Source organism: Burkholderia sp. PR2 (assembly GCF_052372875.1).
Taxonomy (GTDB): Bacteria; Pseudomonadota; Gammaproteobacteria; order Burkholderiales; family Burkholderiaceae; genus Burkholderia; species Burkholderia diffusa.
Genome location: NZ_JBQRWH010000001.1, coordinates 724,736 through 745,581, shown reverse-complemented (window position 1 = coordinate 745,581; position 20,846 = coordinate 724,736). Strand labels below are relative to the sequence as shown.

Annotated in this window: 13 protein-coding genes; 7 read left to right on the top strand and 6 right to left on the bottom strand. The window is 67.6% G+C overall.

Features of this window, described 5'->3' with window-relative positions; all coding sequences use genetic code 11:
- Positions 1 to 260 precede the first annotated feature (260 nt).
- Both ACT2FV_RS03350 and pbpC read left to right on the top strand, forming a co-directional pair.
- Positions 261 to 6,293 carry an alpha-2-macroglobulin family protein gene (locus tag ACT2FV_RS03350; protein WP_444503198.1) on the top strand — a complete coding sequence of 2,011 codons (6,033 nt, stop codon included), beginning with the start codon at positions 261 to 263 and terminating at the stop codon, positions 6,291 to 6,293.
- A 10-nt stretch (positions 6,294 to 6,303) separates the two neighbouring features.
- Entirely contained in the window at positions 6,304 to 8,541 is a 2,238-nt protein-coding gene (gene pbpC / locus ACT2FV_RS03345; RefSeq protein WP_444503197.1) for a penicillin-binding protein 1C, read from the top strand.
- A 17-nt stretch (positions 8,542 to 8,558) separates the two neighbouring features.
- On the opposite strand, the gene ACT2FV_RS03340 is transcribed toward pbpC, so the two are convergent.
- Entirely contained in the window at positions 8,559 to 9,179 is a 621-nt protein-coding gene (locus ACT2FV_RS03340; RefSeq protein WP_444503196.1) for a LemA family protein, read from the bottom strand.
- A gap of 80 nt (positions 9,180 to 9,259) precedes the next feature.
- Complete coding sequence (locus ACT2FV_RS03335; RefSeq protein WP_444503195.1) at positions 9,260 to 10,783, bottom strand: TPM domain-containing protein; 1,524 nt, start codon at positions 10,781 to 10,783, stop codon at positions 9,260 to 9,262.
- 88 nt (positions 10,784 to 10,871) lie between these two features.
- Between ACT2FV_RS03335 and ACT2FV_RS03330 the strand changes: the two genes are divergently transcribed.
- A complete protein-coding gene (locus tag ACT2FV_RS03330; RefSeq protein ID WP_124904169.1) occupies positions 10,872 to 11,564 on the top strand; it encodes a hypothetical protein in 693 nt (230 codons plus the stop codon).
- Between the two features lie 46 nt (positions 11,565 to 11,610).
- Here ACT2FV_RS03330 and ACT2FV_RS03325 read toward each other — a convergent pair whose 3' ends face one another.
- A complete protein-coding gene (locus ACT2FV_RS03325) occupies positions 11,611 to 12,858 on the bottom strand; it encodes a multidrug effflux MFS transporter (RefSeq protein ID WP_444503194.1) in 1,248 nt (415 codons plus the stop codon).
- Between the two features lie 38 nt (positions 12,859 to 12,896).
- Here ACT2FV_RS03325 and ACT2FV_RS03320 point away from each other — a divergent pair, with 38 nt between their 5' ends.
- Positions 12,897 to 13,022: a hypothetical protein gene (locus ACT2FV_RS03320; protein ID WP_260436561.1), complete on the top strand. Its 126-nt coding sequence runs from the start codon at positions 12,897 to 12,899 to the stop codon at positions 13,020 to 13,022.
- 136 nt (positions 13,023 to 13,158) lie between these two features.
- Here ACT2FV_RS03320 and ACT2FV_RS03315 read toward each other — a convergent pair whose 3' ends face one another.
- Both ACT2FV_RS03315 and ACT2FV_RS03310 read right to left on the bottom strand, forming a co-directional pair.
- On the bottom strand, positions 13,159 to 14,055 hold the full coding sequence (locus tag ACT2FV_RS03315) for a glutamate/aspartate ABC transporter substrate-binding protein (RefSeq protein ID WP_124623036.1): 897 nt from the start codon (positions 14,053 to 14,055) through the stop codon (positions 13,159 to 13,161).
- Positions 14,019 to 14,315, bottom strand: coding sequence for a hypothetical protein (locus ACT2FV_RS03310; RefSeq protein ID WP_151048795.1), 297 nt, complete (start codon positions 14,313 to 14,315; stop codon positions 14,019 to 14,021). Before ACT2FV_RS03310 ends, ACT2FV_RS03315 begins: the two co-directional genes overlap by 37 nt.
- Positions 14,316 to 14,470: 155 nt before the next feature.
- On the opposite strand from ACT2FV_RS03310, the gene ACT2FV_RS03305 reads away from it, so the two are divergent.
- The 3 genes from ACT2FV_RS03305 (at position 14,471) to ACT2FV_RS03295 (ending at position 20,419) form a co-directional block, all read left to right on the top strand.
- Entirely contained in the window at positions 14,471 to 16,117 is a 1,647-nt protein-coding gene (locus tag ACT2FV_RS03305) for a S8 family peptidase (RefSeq protein WP_151048794.1), read from the top strand.
- Between the two features lie 716 nt (positions 16,118 to 16,833).
- Positions 16,834 to 19,605 carry a magnesium-translocating P-type ATPase gene (gene mgtA / locus ACT2FV_RS03300; RefSeq protein WP_444503193.1) on the top strand — a complete coding sequence of 924 codons (2,772 nt, stop codon included), beginning with the start codon at positions 16,834 to 16,836 and terminating at the stop codon, positions 19,603 to 19,605.
- Between the two features lie 67 nt (positions 19,606 to 19,672).
- Positions 19,673 to 20,419 (top strand): transporter, encoded by a 747-nt coding sequence (locus ACT2FV_RS03295; RefSeq protein WP_151048792.1) that lies wholly within the window; start codon positions 19,673 to 19,675, stop codon positions 20,417 to 20,419.
- Between the two features lie 72 nt (positions 20,420 to 20,491).
- Here ACT2FV_RS03295 and ACT2FV_RS03290 read toward each other — a convergent pair whose 3' ends face one another.
- Positions 20,492 to 20,776: a transcriptional regulator gene (locus ACT2FV_RS03290; RefSeq protein ID WP_444503192.1), complete on the bottom strand. Its 285-nt coding sequence runs from the start codon at positions 20,774 to 20,776 to the stop codon at positions 20,492 to 20,494.
- Positions 20,777 to 20,846 lie beyond the last annotated feature (70 nt).

Below are 20,846 nucleotides of genomic sequence, written 5' to 3'. Positions count from 1 at the left end.
ATTTCTCAAACTTTCGCGCGGCCCTGAAATGTACGCGCACAATTCGAATTGGACAATGCTTTTATAGTCCAATAAATGTTCCGCAATCCGAGACAATCGACATTTCGCTGCATTTTTGTGTCGTCGACGCGACAATTCTGCTTCGGGATGCCGGCGTGTCGCAAGCCGGCGACACGCCGTCTCCATTCATCCGCTCACATGCGCGTCGGTTAGAATCGCGTGCAATCAAACAGAAAGCTTCCCTCCGAGGGCATCGAGCGATGAAGCAGCACGACAAGCACAACAATACGAATTCAACCCGTCACACCACACGGCTGCTCTGGCGCATCGGCGCGGTCACGGCGCTCGGCGCTGCCGCGGCACTGTCGCTGCATGCGGGCGCCGCACGCACGGTGAGCGTGTCGCCGCAAGGCACCGTCACCGAAGTGCGGCAAAGCGTCGTCAAGTTCGACGAACCGATGGTCGCGTTCGGTTCCGCCTCCGCGCCGAGTCCCGCGCGCATGACCTGCAACGACTCCACCGCCGCACGCGGCCAGGGACACTGGCTCGACGACAAGACGTGGGTCTACGATTTCGAGAACGACCTGCCGCCCGGCGTGCGCTGCTCCGTCGCGCTCAACGACACGCTGCGCTCGGTCGCCGGCAATGCGGTCAGCGGCCCGCGCCGCTTCACGTTTCAGACCGGCGGCCCGTTCCCTGTGACAGTGCGCCCCGGGTCGCGCGAGATCGAGGAGCGCCAGGTTTTCGTGCTGAAGCTGAACGGCCCGGCCGAGCCGCGCTCCGCGCTCGCGAACATCTGGTGCGAAGCGGCCGGCATCGGCAACCGCATCCCCGTCACGGCCGCCGACGACGATACCCGCAACGCGCTGCTCGACCACTTCGGACTGAAGAAGGACGCCGCGCGCGTGCTGACACTGTCGTGCGCGCAGGCGCTGCCCGCGAGCGCGAAGATGCAACTCGTCTACGGCAAGGGCGTCGCGAGCCCGAGCGGCATCGCGAACGACACCGAGCGCCGCTTCGACTTCACCGTGCGCGCGCCGTTCGCCGCGAGCTTCTCGTGCGAGCGCGAAAATGCGAAGGCGCCCTGCACGCCGCTGCGTCCGCTCACGCTGTCGTTCAATGCGCCGATCTCGCGCAAGAACGCCGAGGCGATCAAGCTGCGCGGCCCTGACGGTTCGCTTTCACCGACCTTCGCGGCCGACGATCACAGCGACGAAGTGACGACCGTCACCTTCAACCCGCCGCTGCCCGCGCAGGCGAACCTGACGATCGAGCTGCCGTCCGGCCTGCACGACGTGACCGAGCGCGCGCTCGCGAACGCAGACCTGTTCCCGCTCGCGACGCGCACCGCGCCGATGCCGCCGCTCGCGAAATTCTCGTCGGGCACCTTCGGGATCGTCGAGCGTTTCGCCGAACCGGATACGCCTGCGCTCGTGCCCGTCACGCTGCGCAACGTCGAGGCCGACCTGCATGTCGCGGGCCTCAACACGAGCGGCGCGCAATTCTCGAACCTGAAAGTCGACGACGACACCGCGATTCGTCAATGGATGCGCACCGTCGAGCGCTTCGACAACTGGTCGATGACGGCCGGCACGATCGACGAGCGCATCCCGGGCCTGCTCCGTCGCAAGGGCCAGCACCCCGTCTACGTGCCGCTCCAGGCCGGCGAAAAGATGCCCGCGCCGCAGAACCGTCGCATCGACGTGCGCTCGCTGTCGCTGCTCGCCGGAGAGCCGGGTGCGCAGGCACTGACGTTGCCGAAGGCCGATCCGAAGGCGCTGCGTCCATTCGAGGTCGTCGGCGTGCCGATCGAAAAACCCGGCTTCTACGTGCTCGAACTCGCGTCGCCCGCGCTCGGCCGCTCGCTGCTCGCGAAGCCGTCGAGCATGTACGTACGTACCACCGTGCTCGTCACGAACCTCGGCGTGCATCTGAAACAGGGCCGCGAGAACAACCTCGTGTGGGTCACGACGCTCGACAAGGGCAAGCCCGTGCCGAACGCGCGAATCCGCGTGTCGGATTGCAACGGAGACGAAATCGCGTCCGGCAAGACCGATGTGCACGGCCTGCTGAAGATCGACGGTGCATTCGAGCCGAAGCACGAATGCAGCCAGTCGGAACGCTTCGACGACTACTTCGTGTCGGCACGCGTCGATGATCCCAGGACGGGCCCGGACATGGCGTTCGTCAGCTCGAACTGGAACCGCGGGATCGAATCGTGGCGCTTCAACGTGCCGACCGACACCGACAGCGCGCCGACCGTGCGCGCGCATACCGTATTCGACCGCACGCTGCTGCGTGCCGGCGAAACCGTGTCGATGAAACACTTCCTGCGCACCGAGACGCTGCAGAGCCTCGCGTTTCCGGCGCAATACCCGACGCGCGTGACGATCCGCCATCTCGGCTCCGACCAGACCTACAAACTGCCGCTCACGTGGTCCGTCGACCACAGCGCCGACACGCGATTCACGCTGCCGCCCGCGGCGAAGCTCGGCGAATACAGCGTCTCGCTCGAAGGCGGCCCCGACGATGCACCGACCGCCAGCTACTACAGCGGCAGCTTCCGTGTCGAGGCATTCCGCCTGCCGGTGCTCAAGGGGTCGATCGGCGCGCGCGACGCGCAGAAGAGCCCGCTCGTCGCGGTCAAGGAAGCGCCGCTCGCGGTGCAGATCGACTACGTGTCGGGCGGCGGCGCATCGAACCTGCCCGTGCAGGTGTCGGCGCTGATGAAGTGGGCGTCGCCGCCGTTCGCGGATCGCTTCGAGGACTTCAGCTTCACGCCGTATCGTCCGGAGCGCAGCGACGGCAATGCCGACGACGATGCGCAGGACGGCGACAGCGCATCGGCCGCGAACAACGATCCCGACGCGACCCGGTTGATCGCGGACAAGCTGCCGCTGACGCTCGACCGCAACGGCGCCGGCACAGTCACGCTCAAGGGCCTGCCCGACGTCGACGCGCCGAAGCGCATCGCGCTCGAGGCGACGTTCGCGGACCCGAACGGCGAAGTACAGACGATCCGCGGCGACACGATCCTGTGGCCGGCCGCGGTCGTGGCCGGCATCAAGGCCGGCCGCTGGGTGTCGGTCGGCCAGCGCGTGCCGGTGCAGGCGCTCGCGGTCGACCTGCAGGGCAAGCCGCGTGCATCGGTGGCGGTCGAGATCAAGGGTGTCGCGCACATCACGACGTCGTCGCGCAAGCGGATGGTCGGCGGCTTCTACGCATACGACAACAAGAGCGACACGCGCGACCTCGGCGTGCTGTGCTCGGGCAAGACCGACGACAAGGGCCGCATGGCCTGCGACGCGACGCTCGAACAAGCCGGCAACATCCAGTTGATCGCGGTCGCGAAGGACGGCGACGGCCGCACGTCGAATGCGTCGACGTCCGTCTGGGTCACGCGCGAGGACGAACTCTGGTTCGGCGGCGACAACACCGACCGGATCGACGTGATCCCGGAAAAGACGTCCTACGAGGCGGGCGAAACGGCCCGCTTCCAGGTCCGCATGCCGTTCCGCTACGCAACCGCGCTCGTCGCGGTCGAACGCGGCGGCGTGATGGAAACGCACATCGTCGAACTCAACGGCAAGAACCCGACCGTCGACCTGAAGGTCGGCGAATCGTGGGGGCCGAACGTGTACGTGTCGGTGCTCGCGTTGCGCGGCCGAATTCGCGAAGTGCCGTGGTACTCGTTCTTCACCTGGGGCTGGAAGGCGCCGGTCGAATGGGCCCGCGCGTTCTGGCGCGAAGGCCGTCACTATGAAGCGCCGACCGCGTTCGTCGATTTGTCGAAGCCCGCGTTCCGCTATGGCCTCGGCGAGATCAAGGTCGGCACGGGCGTGCATCGTCTCGGCGTGTCCGTGACGACGGACGCGACGCGGTACACGGTGCGCAGCAAGGCGCAGGCGCACGTGAAGGTCACGCTGCCGAACGGCCAGCCGGCGCCAGCCGGCACGCAGATCGCGGTCGCGGCCGTCGACGAGGCGCTGCTCGAGCTGATGCCGAACAACAGCTGGGACCTGCTCGACGCGATGCTGCAGCGACGCGCGTACGGTGTCGAGACGGCCACCGCGCAGATGGAAATCGTCGGCCGCCGCCACTTCGGCCGCAAGGCCGTGCCGGCGGGCGGCGGCGGCGGCAGCTCGCCGACACGCGAGCTGTTCGACACGCTGCTGCTGTGGAACCCGCGCGTGACGCTCGACGCGAACGGCAGCGCGACCGTCGAAGTGCCGCTGAACGACGCGCTCACGCGCTTCCGGATCGTCGCGATCGCGGCGGTCGGCCCCGATCGCTTCGGCACCGGCAGCACGTCGATTCGCAGCACCCAGGATCTGCAACTGATCTCCGGACTGCCGCCGCTCGTGCGTGAAGGCGATGCGTTCCGCGCGCAGGTCACGCTGCGCAACACGACCGACCGCGCGATGCAGGTCGTCGTGACGCCGCGCGTGACGGGCCTCGACGTCGCGCCGCAAACCGTGTCGCTCGCGGCCAATGCGGCGACGGAGGTTGCATGGACGATCACCGTGCCCGAGCAGGCGCTCGACGCGGCCGGCGCATTGAACTGGCGCATCGAGGCGGCCGAGCAAGGTGGCAAGCGCGCGTCCGATGCGCTCGCCGTCGCGCAGAAGGTCGTGCCCGCGCTGCCGGTCACCGTGCAGCAGGCTACGCTCACGCAGGTCGACGGCACGCTGACGGTGCCCGTGTCGGCTCCGGCCGGCGCCATCAACAACGCACAGGGCGCGCCGCGCGGCGGCATCGCCGTGTCGCTGCAGTCGAAGCTCGCCGACGGCCTGCCCGGCGTGCGGCGCTGGTTCGAGCGCTATCCGTACCGCTGCCTCGAACAGCAGACGTCGCGCGCGATCGGCCTTCATGACGCCGCGCAATGGCAGGCGCTGGTTGCACGCATGCCGGTGTACCTCGACAGCGATGGCCTCGCGAGCTACTTCCCGCCGTCGTCCGACGATGCACACTACGGCAGCCCGACGCTGTCGTCTTACCTGCTCGTGGTCGCCGACGAGGCCGCACGCCTCGACGCGCGCTTCGCGCTGCCGGAAGACCTGCGCACGCAGCTCGAGGCCGGGCTCGCACGCTTCGTCGATGGCCGCATCGAGCGCAACGCGTGGGCGCCGCGCCAGGATCGCGATCTGCGCAAGCTCGCCGCGATCGAGGCGCTGTCGCGTTACGGTGCAGCGCAGGGCCGCATGCTCGGTTCGATCGAGATCGCACCGAACCAGTGGCCGACGTCGGCGGTGATCGACTATCACGCGATCCTCACGCGTGTGAAGGACATCCCGCAGCGTGACGAGAAACGCGCGCAGGTCGAGCAGATCCTGCGTGCGCGCCTCACGTACCAGGGCACGCAGCTCGTGTTCTCGACCGCGCGCGACGACGATCTGTGGTGGCTGATGACGAGCAACGAGACCAACGCCGCGCGTCTCGCGCTGGAATTCGCGGGCGACCCGGCGTGGAAGGACGAGATGCCGCGCATCGCGACCGGCCTCCTCGCGCTGCAACGCCAGGGCGCATGGCAGACGACGACGTCGAACGCGCTCGGCCAGCTCGCGATCGAACGCTTCTCGCGCACCTACGAGAGCACGCCGGTGGCGGGCACGACGAAGGTCGCGCTCGGCGGCAACGAGCGCGCGATTTCCTGGTCGCAGCCGCCGGCGCCCGCCGACGCCCCCGCGTCGGCCACCGCCGCGACCCGCGCCGCCGCCGCGCGCAGCGTGCTGATGCCGTGGCCGCGTGCGGCGCAGGCGCCGGCCACGCTATCCGTCATCCAGGACGGAACGGGCCGCCCGTGGGCGACCGTCGAAAGCCTCGCGGCCGTTGCGCTGCGCGCGCCGTTCGCGGCCGGCTACCGGATCACGAAGACGGTCACGCCCGTGTCGCCCGCCGTCAAGGGTGTGCTGACGCGCGGCGACGTCGTGCGCGTGCATCTCGACATCGATGCGCAGAGCGACATGACGTGGGTCGTCGTCAACGATCCGATCCCGTCCGGCGCGACGATCCTCGGCTCCGGCCTCGGCCGCGACTCCGAAGCCGCGACGCAGGGCGAAAAATCCCCGGACGGCGCGTGGCCGGCGTTCATCGAACGCGACTTCGACGGCTACCGCGCGTATTACGACTATCTGCCGAAGGGCAAACTCTCGGTCGAATACACGGTGCGGCTGAACAACGTCGGCACCTTCGGGCTGCCGCCGACGCGCGTCGAAGCGCTGTACGCGCCGTCCGTATACGGCCTGTGGCCGAACCCGCCGATGACCGTGAAGCCGGCCGACGCGGGCAAGTAACGAGTACGTGATGATCGATCGTGTATTGCCGCGGCCGGTGCGTTTCGCCGGCCGCGTATTCGTCGCCGTCGTGCTCGGCGCGCCGCTGGTCGCGCACGCGCTGCCCGGCTACGACGACGTGCGCCGCAACTGGCGCAGTTCCGACTGGGTGCTGCTCGCGCGCGACGGCACGCCGCTGCAGCGCACGCGCGTCGACCTCACCGAACGGCGCGGCGACTGGGTATCGCTCGCCGACGTGTCGCCCGCGTTCCGCGAGGCGATCGTCGTGTCCGAGGACAAGCGTTTCTACGAACACAGCGGCGTCGACTGGCGCGGGATCGCCGGCGCGGCGTGGGGCAATCTGTGGAACGAGCGCACGCGCGGCGCGTCGACCGTGACGATGCAGCTCGCCGGGCTGCTCAGCGATTCGCCGCGCCGCTCAGGCCAGCGCTCGCTGCCGCAGAAGGCCACGCAGGCGATGAACGCGCTGCTGCTCGAGCGCGGCTGGCGCAAGGACCAGATCCTCGAGGCCTACCTGAACCTCGTGCCGTTCCGCGGCGAGACGGTCGGGCTCGCCGCGCTGTCGCAGGTGCTGTTCGGCAAGGCGCCGTCCGGCCTCGACGTGCGTGAAGCCGCGATCGCGGCCGCGCTGGTGCGTGCTCCCAACGCAGCAAGCGCGAAGGTCGCCGAGCGTGCGTGCCGGATCCTGCGCGACATGCACGCGGAACAGGCGTGCGCATCGCTCGACGGCTACGTGCAGCTCGTGATCGCACGCCCGGCCAACGCCGTGCGCGACGACGGCGCCGCCCTCGCCCCGCACTTCGCGCGCCGCATCGCGGCCGAGGTCAGACCCGCGGCCGGCGCGCAGGTGCGCACGACGCTCGATGCGCCGCTGCAGCGCTTCGCGCGCGACACGCTGACGCGCGCGCTGACCGAGCTCAACGCGCCCGCGCACCGGCGCAACGTGCAGGACGGCGCGGTCGTCGTGATCGACAACGCGACCGGCGAGATTCGCGCATGGGTCGGTTCGTCGGGGGCGCTGTCGAGCGCGCGCGACGTCGACGCCGTGCTCGCGCCGCGCCAGGCCGGCTCGACGCTCAAGCCGTTCCTCTATGCGCAGGCGATCGACGAGAAACGGCTGACCGCCGCATCGCTGCTCGACGACGCACCGATCAACCTCGCGGCCGGTGGCGGACTCTACATTCCGCAGAACTACGACAAGGATTTCAAGGGCTGGGTGAGCGTGCGCAGCGCGCTCGGCGGCTCGCTGAACGTGCCGGCCGTGCGCACGCTCGTGCTCGTCACGCCGCACCGCTTCGCGCGCACGCTGACCGCGCTCGGCCTGCCGCTGGCGCAGGAAGGCGATTACTACGGCTTCAGCCTTGCGCTCGGCAGCGCGGACGTCACGCTGCTGTCGCTGACCAACGCGTATCGCGCGCTCGCGAACGGCGGTGTCGCGCGCAAGATCGTCGACTTGCCCGCGCCGTCGCCCACGTCCGGCATATCGGGATCGGGGCGCACCGACAACGGCACGCGCGTATTCAGCGAAGCAGCCAGCTTCGTCGTCACCGACATCCTCTCCGACAACAACGCGCGCGTGCGCACGTTCGGCTTCGACAATCCGCTCGCGACGCGCTTCTTCTCGGCGGTGAAGACCGGCACGAGCAAGGACATGCGCGACAACTGGACGGTCGGCTTCACGTCGCGCTATACGGTCGGCGTGTGGGTCGGCAATGCGGACGGCTCGCCAATGTGGGACGTGTCAGGGGTGACGGGCGCGTCGCCCGTGTGGTCGGCCGTCGTCGGCTACCTGCACCGCGACTTGCCGAGCCGCGCGCCACGTCCGCCGGCCGGTGTCGAAACGCGCCGCATCACGTTCGAGCGCGACGTCGAGCCGTCGCGCGACGAGTGGTTCATCGCGGGCACGGCGCTCGACACGATCCGGCTCGCGGCGCCCGTCACGCCGGGCAAGAACGGCGCGCGCGCACCGCTGACGATCGGTGCGCCGACCGACGGCACGATCTTCGCGATCGATCCGGACATTCCGCCGAAGAACCAGCGGATCTGGTTCGAGCGGTCTTCCGGGCATGCGGCGCGGTTCGCGTGGCGGCTCGACGACAAGGTGATCGGGCACGCCGACCGCCTCGCGTGGATGCCGTGGCCGGGAAGGCACCGGCTGGAACTCGTCGACGCGCGCGGCAACGTGGCGGATGCGATCGGCTTCGAGGTGCGCGGCGCGTTCGCGAAGCCGGCCGCGCGCAAGCCCTGAGTGCCCGGGCAGGCCGCTTACTGGCCGGCTGCGTTCGTCTTCGGCGGCTGATTGGAGAAGTCGACGACGGGCGCGGTCGAAATCGCGGATTCGTTCGCGACGCTGAAGTTCGGGCGCGGCTGATAGCCGAAGATCCGCGCGATCACGACACCCGGGAACTGGCGGATCTGCACGTTGTACTGCTGCACCGTCTTGATGTAGCGGCCGCGCGCGACCGCGATGCGGTTTTCGGTGCCTTCGAGCTGCGTCTGCAGATCGCGAAACGCCTCGTTCGCCTTCAGCTCCGGATATCGCTCCGACACCACCATCAGCCGGCTAAGCGCGCCCGATAGTTCACCCTGCCGCTGATCGAACGCCGCCAACGCGGCGGGATCCTTTGCCATCTCCGGCGTCATCTGCACGCTGCCCACGCGCGCGCGGGCCGACGCCACCTCGGTCAGCACGCGTTCCTCGTGCGACGCGTAGCCCTTCACCGACGCGGCAAGGTTCGGCACGAGGTCGGCACGACGCTGATACTGGTTCAGCACCTCCGACCACGCGGCGTTGACGTCCTCATCCGACGACTGGATCGCGTTGTAGCCGCAACCGGCGAGCGGCGCGAGCACGCAGCACACGAGCAGGATTCGAAACCAATTCATTGTTTGTGACTTCCGGTTGAACGCTCCGGCTGGAGCGGTAAGTTGAAAAGAAACGTTCGCGCACGCGCCGCGCACGGCGGCTACCAGCGGCCCGATGCCCCGCCGCCGCCGCTCGAGCCGCCACCGCCGGTGAATGAGTCGGACGAACTGGAACTGGAGCTGGACGAGCCCGAGCCGGACGATGGCCATTTGAAGGACGAAGACGAGGACGTGGAGCTGGATGACGACCCATCGCTGCCAGTCAGTTTTTCGACGATCCACAGGATCGCCACCACCACGCAGAAGACCGCCACCAGAACCTCGCCGGGCGAATATCCCATCAGATGCCCGATCCCGATCAACGCCAGCAACGTCCCGCCGATGATCGCCGTATTCTTGCGCACGCGTGCGGAGCGAACGACGCCGATACCGAGCAGCCACGCACCGACACCGATGCTCGTCGGGACGATCGCCAGCGCACCCACGATCGCTTCCAGATCGCCTCTGAAAATCGCGCCGACCGGCAACATCGCAGCCGGCACGATCGTCGCGACGAGAAAGCTGGCCGGCAACATCACCTGCCAACGCAGCTTGCGCCATTCGGTGACGACACCCAGCGTGACGCCGGTCAGGCCGAGCAGCAACCAGAACAGGAAGCTCCCGACGTCGTCGGGGGGAGTCTCCGGCAAGCCGTTCGACAGCCGCTTCGCATCGCCGGACGCCGCGCGCCGAGCGTCCTCGTCGGGCAGTGCGCTATCCGACGCCGCCATTTGCGGCGGCGTCATCTCCCGCACCAGTGCATCGACCGTATCGCTCACGCCGGCTTCGATACGCTTCTCGCGAAACGCCGGCACGATGCGCTCGCGGATGATTCGCCCTGCGACGATGTCCGGAATCGCGCCTTCGAGGCCGTATCCGACCTCGATCCGGACGGTGCGATCGTTCAGTGCGGCGACCAGCAGCAAACCGTTGTCGATCTTGCTCTCGCCGAGACGCCATTTCTCGAACACCGTGGTCGCGAACTGCTCGATGGTCGCGTGGCCGGTCGACCCGACCAGCAGGATCGCCATCTGCACGCCGAGCCGGTGCTCGAGATCGGCGAGACGGTCGGTCAATTCGGACGCACATGCAACACTGAGCACGCCCGTCATGTCGGTCACGCGGCCTGTCAGCGGCGGCGCCGCTTCGGGGTCGTGGGCCACGGGATAGGAGGCTGCGGCAGCCACGTTCGTACAGGCCGACGGCGCATTGGCTACCGACGGAATCGCGCCATCGCCGGCGTCGGCCGGGGCGGCGAAGGCCGGGACGCAAAGGAACGCCGCGCCGGCCAGCAGCGCGGCGGCCACCGCCGCGTTGCCGATGCGGGCCTTGCCGCGGATACGCGCGGGTCGCACCGCATCGCGGGGCGTGCATGCCATCGATGCCGGATCGCCCTCGCAATCCGGGAGGCTTGACCGCCCCATCAGTCGTTTCAGGTTCATGTCGGAAACGGCGCACCAGTTCCGTCGGGAACGGCGCGTTCTCTCGTCGTTTTTTAATCGTCCCGCAGCATAACCAATTGCGAAGGGAATCGAAAGGTTCAGGACCCGGCACGTTCGGCCGCGTCCCGTCAGGAAAACGGGCAAGCACCGACGGGATTCGAGACATAAAATAGGAGCGGCACCGCCCCGCCGGCGCCCACCGGTTGCTTCACTCGCCCAAAGGCCCGCGACCATGAACCTTCGCCACCCGCGCTTCATCCGCCCCGCGCTGGGCACCGCCTGCGTCGCCGCCGTCGCGGCACTTGCAGGCTGCAACGGCGACGCCTGCTTCGGCGTCGATGTCTGCTTCAACAACACCAACACGCAGACCATCGCGCTGTCGGGCACGGCCGCCACGGGCGCCGCGCTCGCGAGCGCGTCGGTGACGGTCAGTTGCGCACAAGGCTCGGCGACGACGCTGACCGACGGCGGCGGCAACTACCGCGTGACGGTCAACGCCGTGCTGCCGTGCGTGATCACCGTCGCATCTAGCGGCACGAGCCTGCATTCGCTCGCCTACGCGGGCGGCACCTTCAACACGACGCCCGAGACCGAGCTGATGCTCGTCTATCTCGCCGCGCAACTCGGCACCAACACGGCCGGGCTGATCGGCAATTTCCAGGGGAATGCGCACTTCCAGAGCGTAATGGGCAGCCCGGGTGCGGTGCAGTCCGCGCAATCGGCGGTCGTGACGAATCTGCAGCAGCGCTATTCGGTCACACTGTCGACACCGGCCTTCCTGACGACGCCGTTCGTGGTCGGCCAGCCGGGCGTCGACAGCGATCTAGACGCACTGGCCAAGGCCGGCGCGATCGATTCGAACGGAATGCCGGATCCGGCCGCGATTTCGCTGCTGGCGCAGGCGGGCGCGGCGCAGCCGCTGTGAGCGGCCGGCGTGCCGTTGCGGCACGCGTTCACGCGGCCTATATGGCTTACGCGGCTTCCCCGCGCCCGCACGCCACGCTCGCGGCCTGCTGCTGCGTCAGGTAGCGCAGCAGCTTCGTCACCATCCACACGACGATAAACGACAGCGCGACGAAGAACACCGCGAGCGGCGTCAGCACCTGCACCGACACGAAACCGGCGAGGCCCATCATCGCGGACGACACGAGCAGCAGCGCACACCCGAGGATCGCACTCGTCAGCCCCGCGATATGCGGAAACAGCGAATTGCCCTTGGCCATCAGCGTCGGATACATCGCGCCCGCGCAGAAGCCCATCACGAGCACCGGCGTCGCGAGCGTCCACACGCGCAGGCCGACGGTCAGCGCCAGCACGAGCATCGCGACCGCCGCGACCGCCATCACGCGTGCGCCGATGCGCAGCCGCTGCTCGGCACTCGGCAGCCCGCGCCCGTGAATCCGGTTCGACAGCCCGCCGAGGAAATACATCAGTCCGATCCCGAGCGCGAGATAGCCGAAGAAGGTCGGCGGCTTGTGCAGCGTGGTCTGCACCATGAACGGCCCGATGATGTTGAACACCAGCAGGATGCTGTAGCACAGCCCCTGCGCGAGGAAGCAGCTCTGGAACACCGGGCTCGCGAGCACCTTGCCCGCGTTCGCCATCAGCGTGCGTGGCTCGAGATGGACCGGTTTCGGCAAGGTTTCGCGATAGCGCCACAGCAGCGCCCACATCACCAGCGAGTACACCAGCAGGAACACGAGGCACGCGCGCCAGCCGAACCATTCCTGAAGGTGCGCGCCGATCACCGGCGCGATGATCGGCGCGAGCCCCCACGCGATCGACATGTACGTAAACGCATGCATCAGCGCCTGGCCCGAGAACGAGTCGGTGATGATCGCCTTCGCGAGCAGGTTCGTGGTCGCGATCCCGAAGCCCTGCAGGCAGCGCGCCAGCACGAATGTCTCCAGGTTCGGCGCGCCGAGCGACAGCAGGCAGCCGATCGTGTAGATGACGAGCCCGAACGCAAGCACGCGCTTGCGCCCGTACGCATCGGCGACCGGGCCGAAGATCAGCTGGCCGAGCGCGTAGGCGGCCATGTAGCCGGAGACGCTCGACTGGATCGCCTGCGGCGTGGTCGCGAACGAGCGCGCCATGTCGGGCAGCGCGGGCACGTAGATGTCGATCGCGAGCTGGCCGGCGGAGGCGAACAGGCAGATCAGGAACAACAGGAAGCGCGGCGAGTTCGATTCGCGCGCGGGTGTGAGCGAGGCGTTCATGACAACCGGGAAAGATTCGGACGGCGGCGACACGCGCCGTGCTGTTCGAACAACGAACAACGGTGCGCGGCGAAGTGCGTATTGTGCCTGTTGTTGCGCAGCGCGACAGGAATCCCATGGCGCGGGCACGGTTGAATGCCGATTTCGGCACAGTCTCCGCCTGACAGGCCGGCAGCGCCCGGGCCGGAAATCAGGTCTGACGCACACTTTCGCCGCGCCAGCGAGCGCACCAGAAACGGAAACCGCCGGCATCTGCCGGCGGCTTTTCATGTGCGATGCAATACCACGACGACGCTTCGATCAGTATTGCGCCTGATCCGTCGGATTCCTGAACAGCTGCTTCATCTCCGGCGACAGCGGATAATTGAGGCTCACGCCCTTCGGCGGAATCGGCTGCATGAACCACTGGTCATAGAGCTTCTCGGCCGCGCCGGAGGTCTGCATCTTCGCGATCACGCCATCGACCACGCGCTTGAACGCCGGATCGTCCTTGCGCATCATGCACGCGTAGTTTTCGTGAACCAGCGGCGTGCCCGTCACCGTGTACGCACCCGGATTGCGGTCCTTTGCGATCTCGCCATACAGCAGGGGCTCGTCCATCACGAACGCGACCGCGCGCCCCGTCGTGACGTTCATGAACGCTTCAGCGTGGTCCTTCGCGCTGATGATCGTCATGTTCATCCCCTTCTCCTCGTTGAGCTTGCGCAGCAGGCGCTCGTCGGACGTGCCGGCCGTCGTCGCGACCGTCTTGCCGGCCAGGTCCGTGAAGTCCTTCACACCCGAATCCTTGCGCGTGCTGAAGCGGATCCCGTACAGGAAAATACTGTTCGAGAACGCGGCCTGCTTCTGCCGCTCCAGCGTGTTGGTCGTCGACCCGCACTCGAAGTCGATCGTGCCGTTCTGCAGCAGCGGAATCCGGTTCTGCGACGTGATCGGAATTTCCTTCACCGTCAGGTTCGGCGTCTTCAGCTCGGCCTTGAGCGCATCGATGATGCGCGCCGCGATGTCGCGCGAGTAACCGATGTTCTTCTGCTGGTTGTCGGAATACGAGAACGGCACCGACGATTCGCGGATACCCAGCGACACGATGCCCGTGTCCTTGATCTTCTTCAGCGTACCGGTGAGCGCCTGCGCATGCGCGGTGCCCGCCAGCGCGCAGGTCAGCGCGACGGCCAGCCAACGGAAGCGGCGATCCATGCTTTTCTCCTGACGAAACGTTGATCGAATCGCGATCGTACGCCTGACAAAATTCGCACCTCATCGGGGAAAGCGCCAAACACCATCGTCGAGGCCACGCCGCGAACAATCGTTTCCGTGGCGCGCAAAAGCGCCAGCGCCGCACGTTTTGCCCCATCAACCGCCTGCGATCTTGCACCGCGTGAACAGATCATCCGTTCCAAACGCGCGTTCATGCTGCGATACAGCAAGGCAATCGTTTGCGTTTCGCACTTTTTCACCCGAAAACATATTCAAGAAACCGCCTCATCAGCCGTTACCCAATGCATGGCGCGTCGCAGCAGTCCCGTGCACGCCCGATAAAAAACAGGTCCGGTTTACGCCGGCCAGGCACAACCGCCAGCACGACGGTTATCTACGAGGATCGAGTTTCACCATGAGAGCCAAACGATTCAATTTCGCGCTGGCCCGCTCCGCTCATGCGCGCATGCTCGCCGGCATGCTGTCTGCCGCGGCCCTGCTTCCGATCGCCGGCTGCGGGGGCGGTGGCGGCGACGGCGGCAGTCCGTCGCCTTCCAATGCAGCGCCGGCCCCCTCGCCGTCGCCTTCCCCGACGACCCCGCCCGCGACCAACGGCAGCAATACATGCGCGACGCAGCAGGCCGCCGTGCAGATGGCTGCCCAGCCGACCGCGCCGACCGAGCCGCCGGTCGATCACCTGATCGTCAGGCTGAAGACGCCGACAGCCGCGCGCGCGATGGCGGCCCTCGACACCGGCACGCGGCTCGACGCGGTCATCCAGCGCTCGATGACGCGCTGGACAGCGCCGACGACGACCGGCGCCGCACGGACGTATGCCGCCGTGACGACGTCGCAGGCACCGCTGAACGTGCAGGTGGAGCGAACCTTGTCGGACGGCGCAGCCGTGCTGTCGATCGGCCAGCGCATCGCGTCCGGCGACGCGGCGGCGCTCGCGCAGGCATTCGCGGCTGACGGCGACGTCGACTACGCGGAACCCGATCACCCGATGCGAATCCGCGACACGCCGAGCGACCCCGCATATGGCCAGCAGTGGTATCTGTCCGACGCCAGCGTCGGCATCAACGCGCCGCCCGCATGGACGCGAACCAAGGGTGCGCCGACCGTCGTCACGGCGGTGCTCGACACCGGCTACCGGCCGCACCCCGACCTCGTCGGCAACCTGCTGCCCGGCTACAGCTTCATCTCGAATGCCAACACCAGCAACAACGGTCAGACGCGCGGCACCGATGCATCCGATCCGGGCGACTGGGTCACGCAGCAGGAACTGGACGACACCAGCGGCCCGTACTATCACTGCGCGAGCGAACCGAGCACCAGCAGCTGGCACGGCACGCGCGTGATGGGCGTGATCGGCGCCGCCGCCAACAACGGCATCGGCGTCGCCGGCGTGTCGTGGCTCGGCCGGATCCTGCCGGTGCGCGTGCTCGGCAAGTGCGGCGGCACGACGAGCGACATCGCGGACGCGATGCGCTGGGCAGCCGGGATCCCGGTCGCCGGCGTGCCGACGAACCCGAATCCCGCGAAGATCATCAACCTGAGCCTGGGCGGCGTCGGCGCGTGCAGCGCGACGTTCCAGCAGGCGATCGACGATGTGAACGCGAAGGGCGTGACCGTCGTCGTCGCCGCCGGCAACGATGGCCTGGCGACCGCACTCGACCAGCCGGCGAACTGCCGCGGCGTGATCAGCGTCGGCGCGACCGACGCGACCGGGCGCCGCGCATCGTTCAGCAACTTCGGCTCCGACGTCGCGCTGAGCGCGCCGGGTGTCAACATCCTGTCGACGGCCAACAGCGGTACGACGACACCGGGCACGGACACGTATGGCACCGCGAGCGGCACGAGCCTCGCGACACCGCAGGTGACGGGCATCGTCGGGCTGATGCTGTCGGTGAACGGCAACCTCACACCCGCTCAGATCCAGCAGAAGCTGCAAGGCGGCGCGCGTGCGGCGATGCTGCCGGCCAGCACGTCGTGCACCGCGCTGCCGGCCGGTTCCGGTATCGCCGATGCAGGCGCTGCCGTCACCGCGGCCACGCAGTAACCGGTACGTCGCCTCGACGCAAGCGCGCGCATGCCTGCCTGGCGTGCGCGCATTTTTTCGTCCGCGGAGCCGGTGCCGTTGTGCCGACGTATCCCAGGAATTGCCTGAAAAAAGGGCGGAAAAAGGGTTGACGCTTCGCACGACGACCCATTACCATCGCCCCCGTCTGATTACATGGAGTGTTCTGTGAACACCGATGCGAGTTGTAGTTGGTCCTCGACCGACTTGACTGCTGCCTGAGGAAACCGCGCAGAGCCTCGTCTTCTGCCGCATCCCGGGAAGCAGGATGCGGCGCCCTTCCGGCCTGACCGGCCAGAATCCCCCGCCGATTTTTTCGATATCGCCGAATGTCCGCGCTGCGCAACCGTGCGTTGCCGCGCGCATACGTTCGCGCCGCACGCAGCGCACGCCGCGTGCGTGTTCCGTTCGCGTGCCGTCCGGCCGCGCGCCCTCGAGCGTGCGCGGCTGCCGATCACCCGTGCCGCCCACCCGCAACCGACAGGAGTGCAGATGAACTCAGACGACAGTAGTCGATTACCGCTCGCCGGTGCGACGCCGCGCTTCGTCCTGCGGACCGCACTTCGCGCGCCGGCGAGCCTTCCTCCCTTCACCGATCCACAGCCGATCGCGCCCGGCGCGACGCGGCGGGAAGCGTTCGTGCGTCGATAACGTCACGGTCGCTTCCCGTCCGCCGCCGCGTGCGCAAGGAGCGACTCATGACACAACGAAACACCTCGCAAAAGAAACAGCGCGGCTTCATCAACGCCGGCCCCGGTCAGCAGAACGAACCGCGCGTCATGCGCGCCGCGCAGGAAGCGGCTCGCCCGCTCGAAGAAACCTTCAAGTCGCTGCATACCAGCATGCGCGGCCTCACCTACGCGCAGGCCGCCGACCGCCTGCAGCACGACGGCCCGAACGAAATCGCGCACGACAAGCCGCCGCACTGGACGCGCCAGCTGCTGCATGCGTTCCACAATCCGTTCGTCTACGTGCTGCTGGTGCTGGCCGCGATCAGCTTCTTCACCGACGTCTATTTCGCGGCACCTGACGATCGCGACTACGTCGGCATGACGATCCTGCTGGCGATGGTCACGATCAGCGCGCTGCTGCGCTTCGTGCAGGAATTCCGGTCGCTGCGCGCGGCCGAAAAGCTCAAGGCGATGGTTCGCACGACGGCGACCGTGCAGCGCGCGGTGACCGACACGTCCGAGCCGGCGCGACGCGAGGTGCCGATGCGCGAAGTGGTGGTCGGCGACATCGTGCACCTGTCGGCCGGCGACATGATTCCCGCCGACGTGCGTCTGCTCACGTCCCGCGACCTGTTCATCAGCCAGGCGGTGCTGACCGGCGAAGCGCTGCCGGTCGAGAAGTACGACACGCTCGGCGCGGTTGCCGGCAAGTCGGCCCACGCGGGCATGGCGGGCACGCCGGGCGCGGCGAACGACGCGTCGACGTCGCTGCTCGATCTCGAGAACGTGTGCTTCATGGGCACCAACGTGGTCAGCGGCACCGCGACGGCCGTGGTCGTCGCGACCGGCGAGGACACGTATTTCGGATCGCTCGCGCGCAACGTGGTGAGCCACAAGCGCATCGAGACGAGCTTTGACCGCGGCGTCGCGAGCGTGAGCTGGCTGCTGATCAGGTTCATGTTCGTGATGGTGCCGATCGTGTTCATGATCAACGGCCTGACCAAGGGCGACTGGCTGAGCGCGCTCACGTTCGCGCTTGCGGTGGCCGTCGGCCTCACGCCCGAGATGCTGCCGATGATCGTCAGCGCGAACCTCGCGCGCGGCGCGATCGCGATGGCGCGCCGCAAGGTCGTCGTGAAGCGGCTGAACTCCGTGCAGAACTTCGGCGCGATGGACGTGCTGTGCACCGACAAGACCGGCACGCTCACGCAGGACAAGATCATCCTCGAACACCATCTCGACCTGTCCGGCCACCGTAACGAGGACATCCTCCGGCTCGGCTGGCTGAACAGCTTCCATCAGAGCGGCCAGAAGAACCTGATCGACATCGCCGTGGTCGCGCGCGCCGACGAGATCGGCGAGCGCGTGAAGCCGCAGGGCTACAGGAAGATCGACGAGCTGCCGTTCGACTTCGTGCGCCGCCGCCTGTCGGTCGTCGTCGAGGACACGCACGGCGCGCACCTGCTGATCTGCAAAGGCGCGGTCGAGGAAATGCTCGCGGTATCGACCCACGTGCAGGACGAGCACGGCGTGCGTCCGCTCGACTTCGTCGCGCGCAAGCGACTGCTCGAACAGGCAAACGCATACAACGAGGACGGCTTCCGCGTGCTGGTGCTCGCGACGCGCGCGATCCCGCGCGGCGACGAACGCGAACAATACCGCACCGCCGACGAGCGCGACCTCGTCGTGCGCGGTTTCCTGACCTTCCTCGATCCGCCAAAGGAATCGGCCGCACCGGCGCTCGCCGCGCTGCGCGATAACGGCGTGTCGGTGAAGGTGCTGACGGGCGACAACCCGACCGTCACGATGAAAGTGTGCCGCCAGGTCGGCCTCGAACCGGGCAAGCCGGTGCTCGGCGCCGAAATCGAGGCGCTCGACGACGCGACGCTCGCGCAAGTCGTCGAACGCACGACGGTGTTCGCGAAACTCACGCCGCTGCAGAAGGCGCGCATCGTGAAGGCGCTGCAGGCGAACGGCCACACGGTCGGCTTCCTCGGCGACGGCATCAACGACGCGCCCGCGCTGCGCGACGCCGACGTCGGCATTTCGGTCGACAGCGGCGCCGACATCGCGAAGGAAACCGCCGACATCATCTTGCTCGAAAAGAGCCTGATGGTGCTCGAGGAAGGCGTGATCAAGGGCCGCGAGACGTTCGGCAACATCCTGAAGTACCTGAACATGACGGCCAGCTCGAACTTCGGCAACGTATTCTCGGTGCTCGTCGCCAGCGCGTTCCTGCCGTGGGAGCCGATGCTCGCGACGCAGTTGCTCGTGCTGAACCTGATCTACGACACGTCGCAGATGCTGCTGCCGTGGGACAAGATGGATCCGGAGTTCCTGAAGAAGCCGCGCAAATGGGAAGCCGGCAACATCGGCCGTTTCATGCTGTGGGTCGGGCCGACGTCGTCGGTGTTCGACATCACGACCTACGTGCTGATGTGGACCGTGTTCGGTGCGGGTGCGATGTATCACCTGCAAGGCGGCTCGGGCGGCCAGATCGTGATGAACTCGGGCTGGTTCATCGAGAGCCTCGTGTCGCAGACGCTCGTCGTGCACCTGCTGCGCACGCAGAAGATTCCGTTCCTGCAGAGCACGGCCGCACTGCCTGTGCTGCTGTCGACATTCACCGCGATCGCGATCGGCTGCTGGCTGCCGTTCTCGCCGTTCGCGGATTCGCTCGGCTTCATGCACCTGCCGGGCACCTACTGGCTGTGGCTCGCCGCAACGATGGTCGGCTACATCCTGCTCGCGCAGATCGTCAAGACGATCTATGTGCGCCGCTACAAGCAGTGGTTCTGATTTCCTCCAGGTGACGGCGTGCCGGCCCGCATGGGCCGGCCGCCCACGACGCACTACAGGTGACATGATGAAAAGAAGAATGCTTCCGCTCGCGGCCGCGAGCGCCCTCCTCGCGCCGCTGGATGCCTACGCGGCTCATCCGCTCGTCAGCGACGACACGGGCACGCAGGGCAATGCGAACTGGCAGTTCGAGTTCAACGGCGAGGAAACCTCGAAACAGGACGAGAACGGCCGCCATCAGTTGTGGAACGCGACGCTCACGCGCGGGTTCGGCGAGCACGTCGATCTCTACGTGAACGCGCCTTACACGCATCTGCAAACGCGGACCGACGACAACGGCGCGGGCATCGGCGATGTCGAGATCGGCATGAAATGGCGCTTCGTCGAACACGGGCCGCTATCGCTTGCGCTGAAACCGAAGGTGACGATGCCGACCGGCAACGACGGTCGCGGGCTCGGCACGGGCCGCGTCGGCACTGGCGCGACGCTGCTCGCGCAAGCCGACGTCGCGCGCTTATCGCTGCTCGCGAATGCGGGTCTCGCCTACCAGCCGAACCGCCAGGGCGATCTGCGCTCGGTCTGGGCCGTGTCGGCCGCGGCGCTCTACAAGGCAACCGACACGCTGCAGTTCGTGGCGGACGTCGGCCTGTCGCGCAACACCGAAAGCACGGCCGGCGCGAATCCTGCGTTCGTGATTGCCGGCGCGATCTACTCGCCGAAGCGCTGGTTCGATCTCGACATCGGCTACCGGCACGGGCTGAACGACCAGACCTACCGTCATTCCATCATGGGTGGCGTAACGGCGCGGTGGTGATGCCGCGGTGATGCGGCCGACGCCGCATGTCTGGCCGCACCACGACGGGCCGCCTTCGGGTGGCCCGTTTTCTCATTGGCCGTCGTTCGCGCCGAACAGTTGCGCGCACACGGCGCGCCCCGCTTCGGTCAATGCGGCGCTGCCGGTGCCGTCGTCGTTCAGCGTCGTCCCGCTCAGGCCGGCGGCGTCGAGTTGGGTCAGCACGCGACGCAGCGTGCTCATCGGCAATTGCGCGCGCTTCGCGATCTTCGGCAGCGACCACGTTCTGCCGGACGGATCGGTCGCGGCTTCGTGCAGCGTCGCGAGCGTCGCAACGAGTGCGGGATCGAGCGGGGCGTCGTCGGATTCTGAAGTCATCGATTCGGGTTCGCGAGCCGGCGCGGGACCGGCATTCAGGACGGATGCAATCGCGGACACTATACGCCCG

What these genes read in the sequence shown, in the direction of transcription:
- ACT2FV_RS03350 (WP_444503198.1), top strand. Translation starts at nt 261, where the DNA reads ATGAAGCAGCACGACAAGCACAACAATACGAATTCAACCCGTCACACC.
- pbpC (WP_444503197.1), top strand. Translation starts at nt 6,304, where the DNA reads ATGATCGATCGTGTATTGCCGCGGCCGGTGCGTTTCGCCGGCCGCGTA.
- ACT2FV_RS03340 (WP_444503196.1), bottom strand. Translation starts at nt 9,179, where the DNA reads ATGAATTGGTTTCGAATCCTGCTCGTGTGCTGCGTGCTCGCGCCGCTC.
- ACT2FV_RS03330 (WP_124904169.1), top strand. Translation starts at nt 10,872, where the DNA reads ATGAACCTTCGCCACCCGCGCTTCATCCGCCCCGCGCTGGGCACCGCC.
- ACT2FV_RS03325 (WP_444503194.1), bottom strand. Translation starts at nt 12,858, where the DNA reads ATGAACGCCTCGCTCACACCCGCGCGCGAATCGAACTCGCCGCGCTTC.
- ACT2FV_RS03315 (WP_124623036.1), bottom strand. Translation starts at nt 14,055, where the DNA reads ATGGATCGCCGCTTCCGTTGGCTGGCCGTCGCGCTGACCTGCGCGCTG.
- ACT2FV_RS03305 (WP_151048794.1), top strand. Translation starts at nt 14,471, where the DNA reads ATGAGAGCCAAACGATTCAATTTCGCGCTGGCCCGCTCCGCTCATGCG.
- mgtA (WP_444503193.1), top strand. Translation starts at nt 16,834, where the DNA reads ATGACACAACGAAACACCTCGCAAAAGAAACAGCGCGGCTTCATCAAC.
- ACT2FV_RS03295 (WP_151048792.1), top strand. Translation starts at nt 19,673, where the DNA reads ATGAAAAGAAGAATGCTTCCGCTCGCGGCCGCGAGCGCCCTCCTCGCG.
- ACT2FV_RS03290 (WP_444503192.1), bottom strand. Translation starts at nt 20,776, where the DNA reads ATGACTTCAGAATCCGACGACGCCCCGCTCGATCCCGCACTCGTTGCG.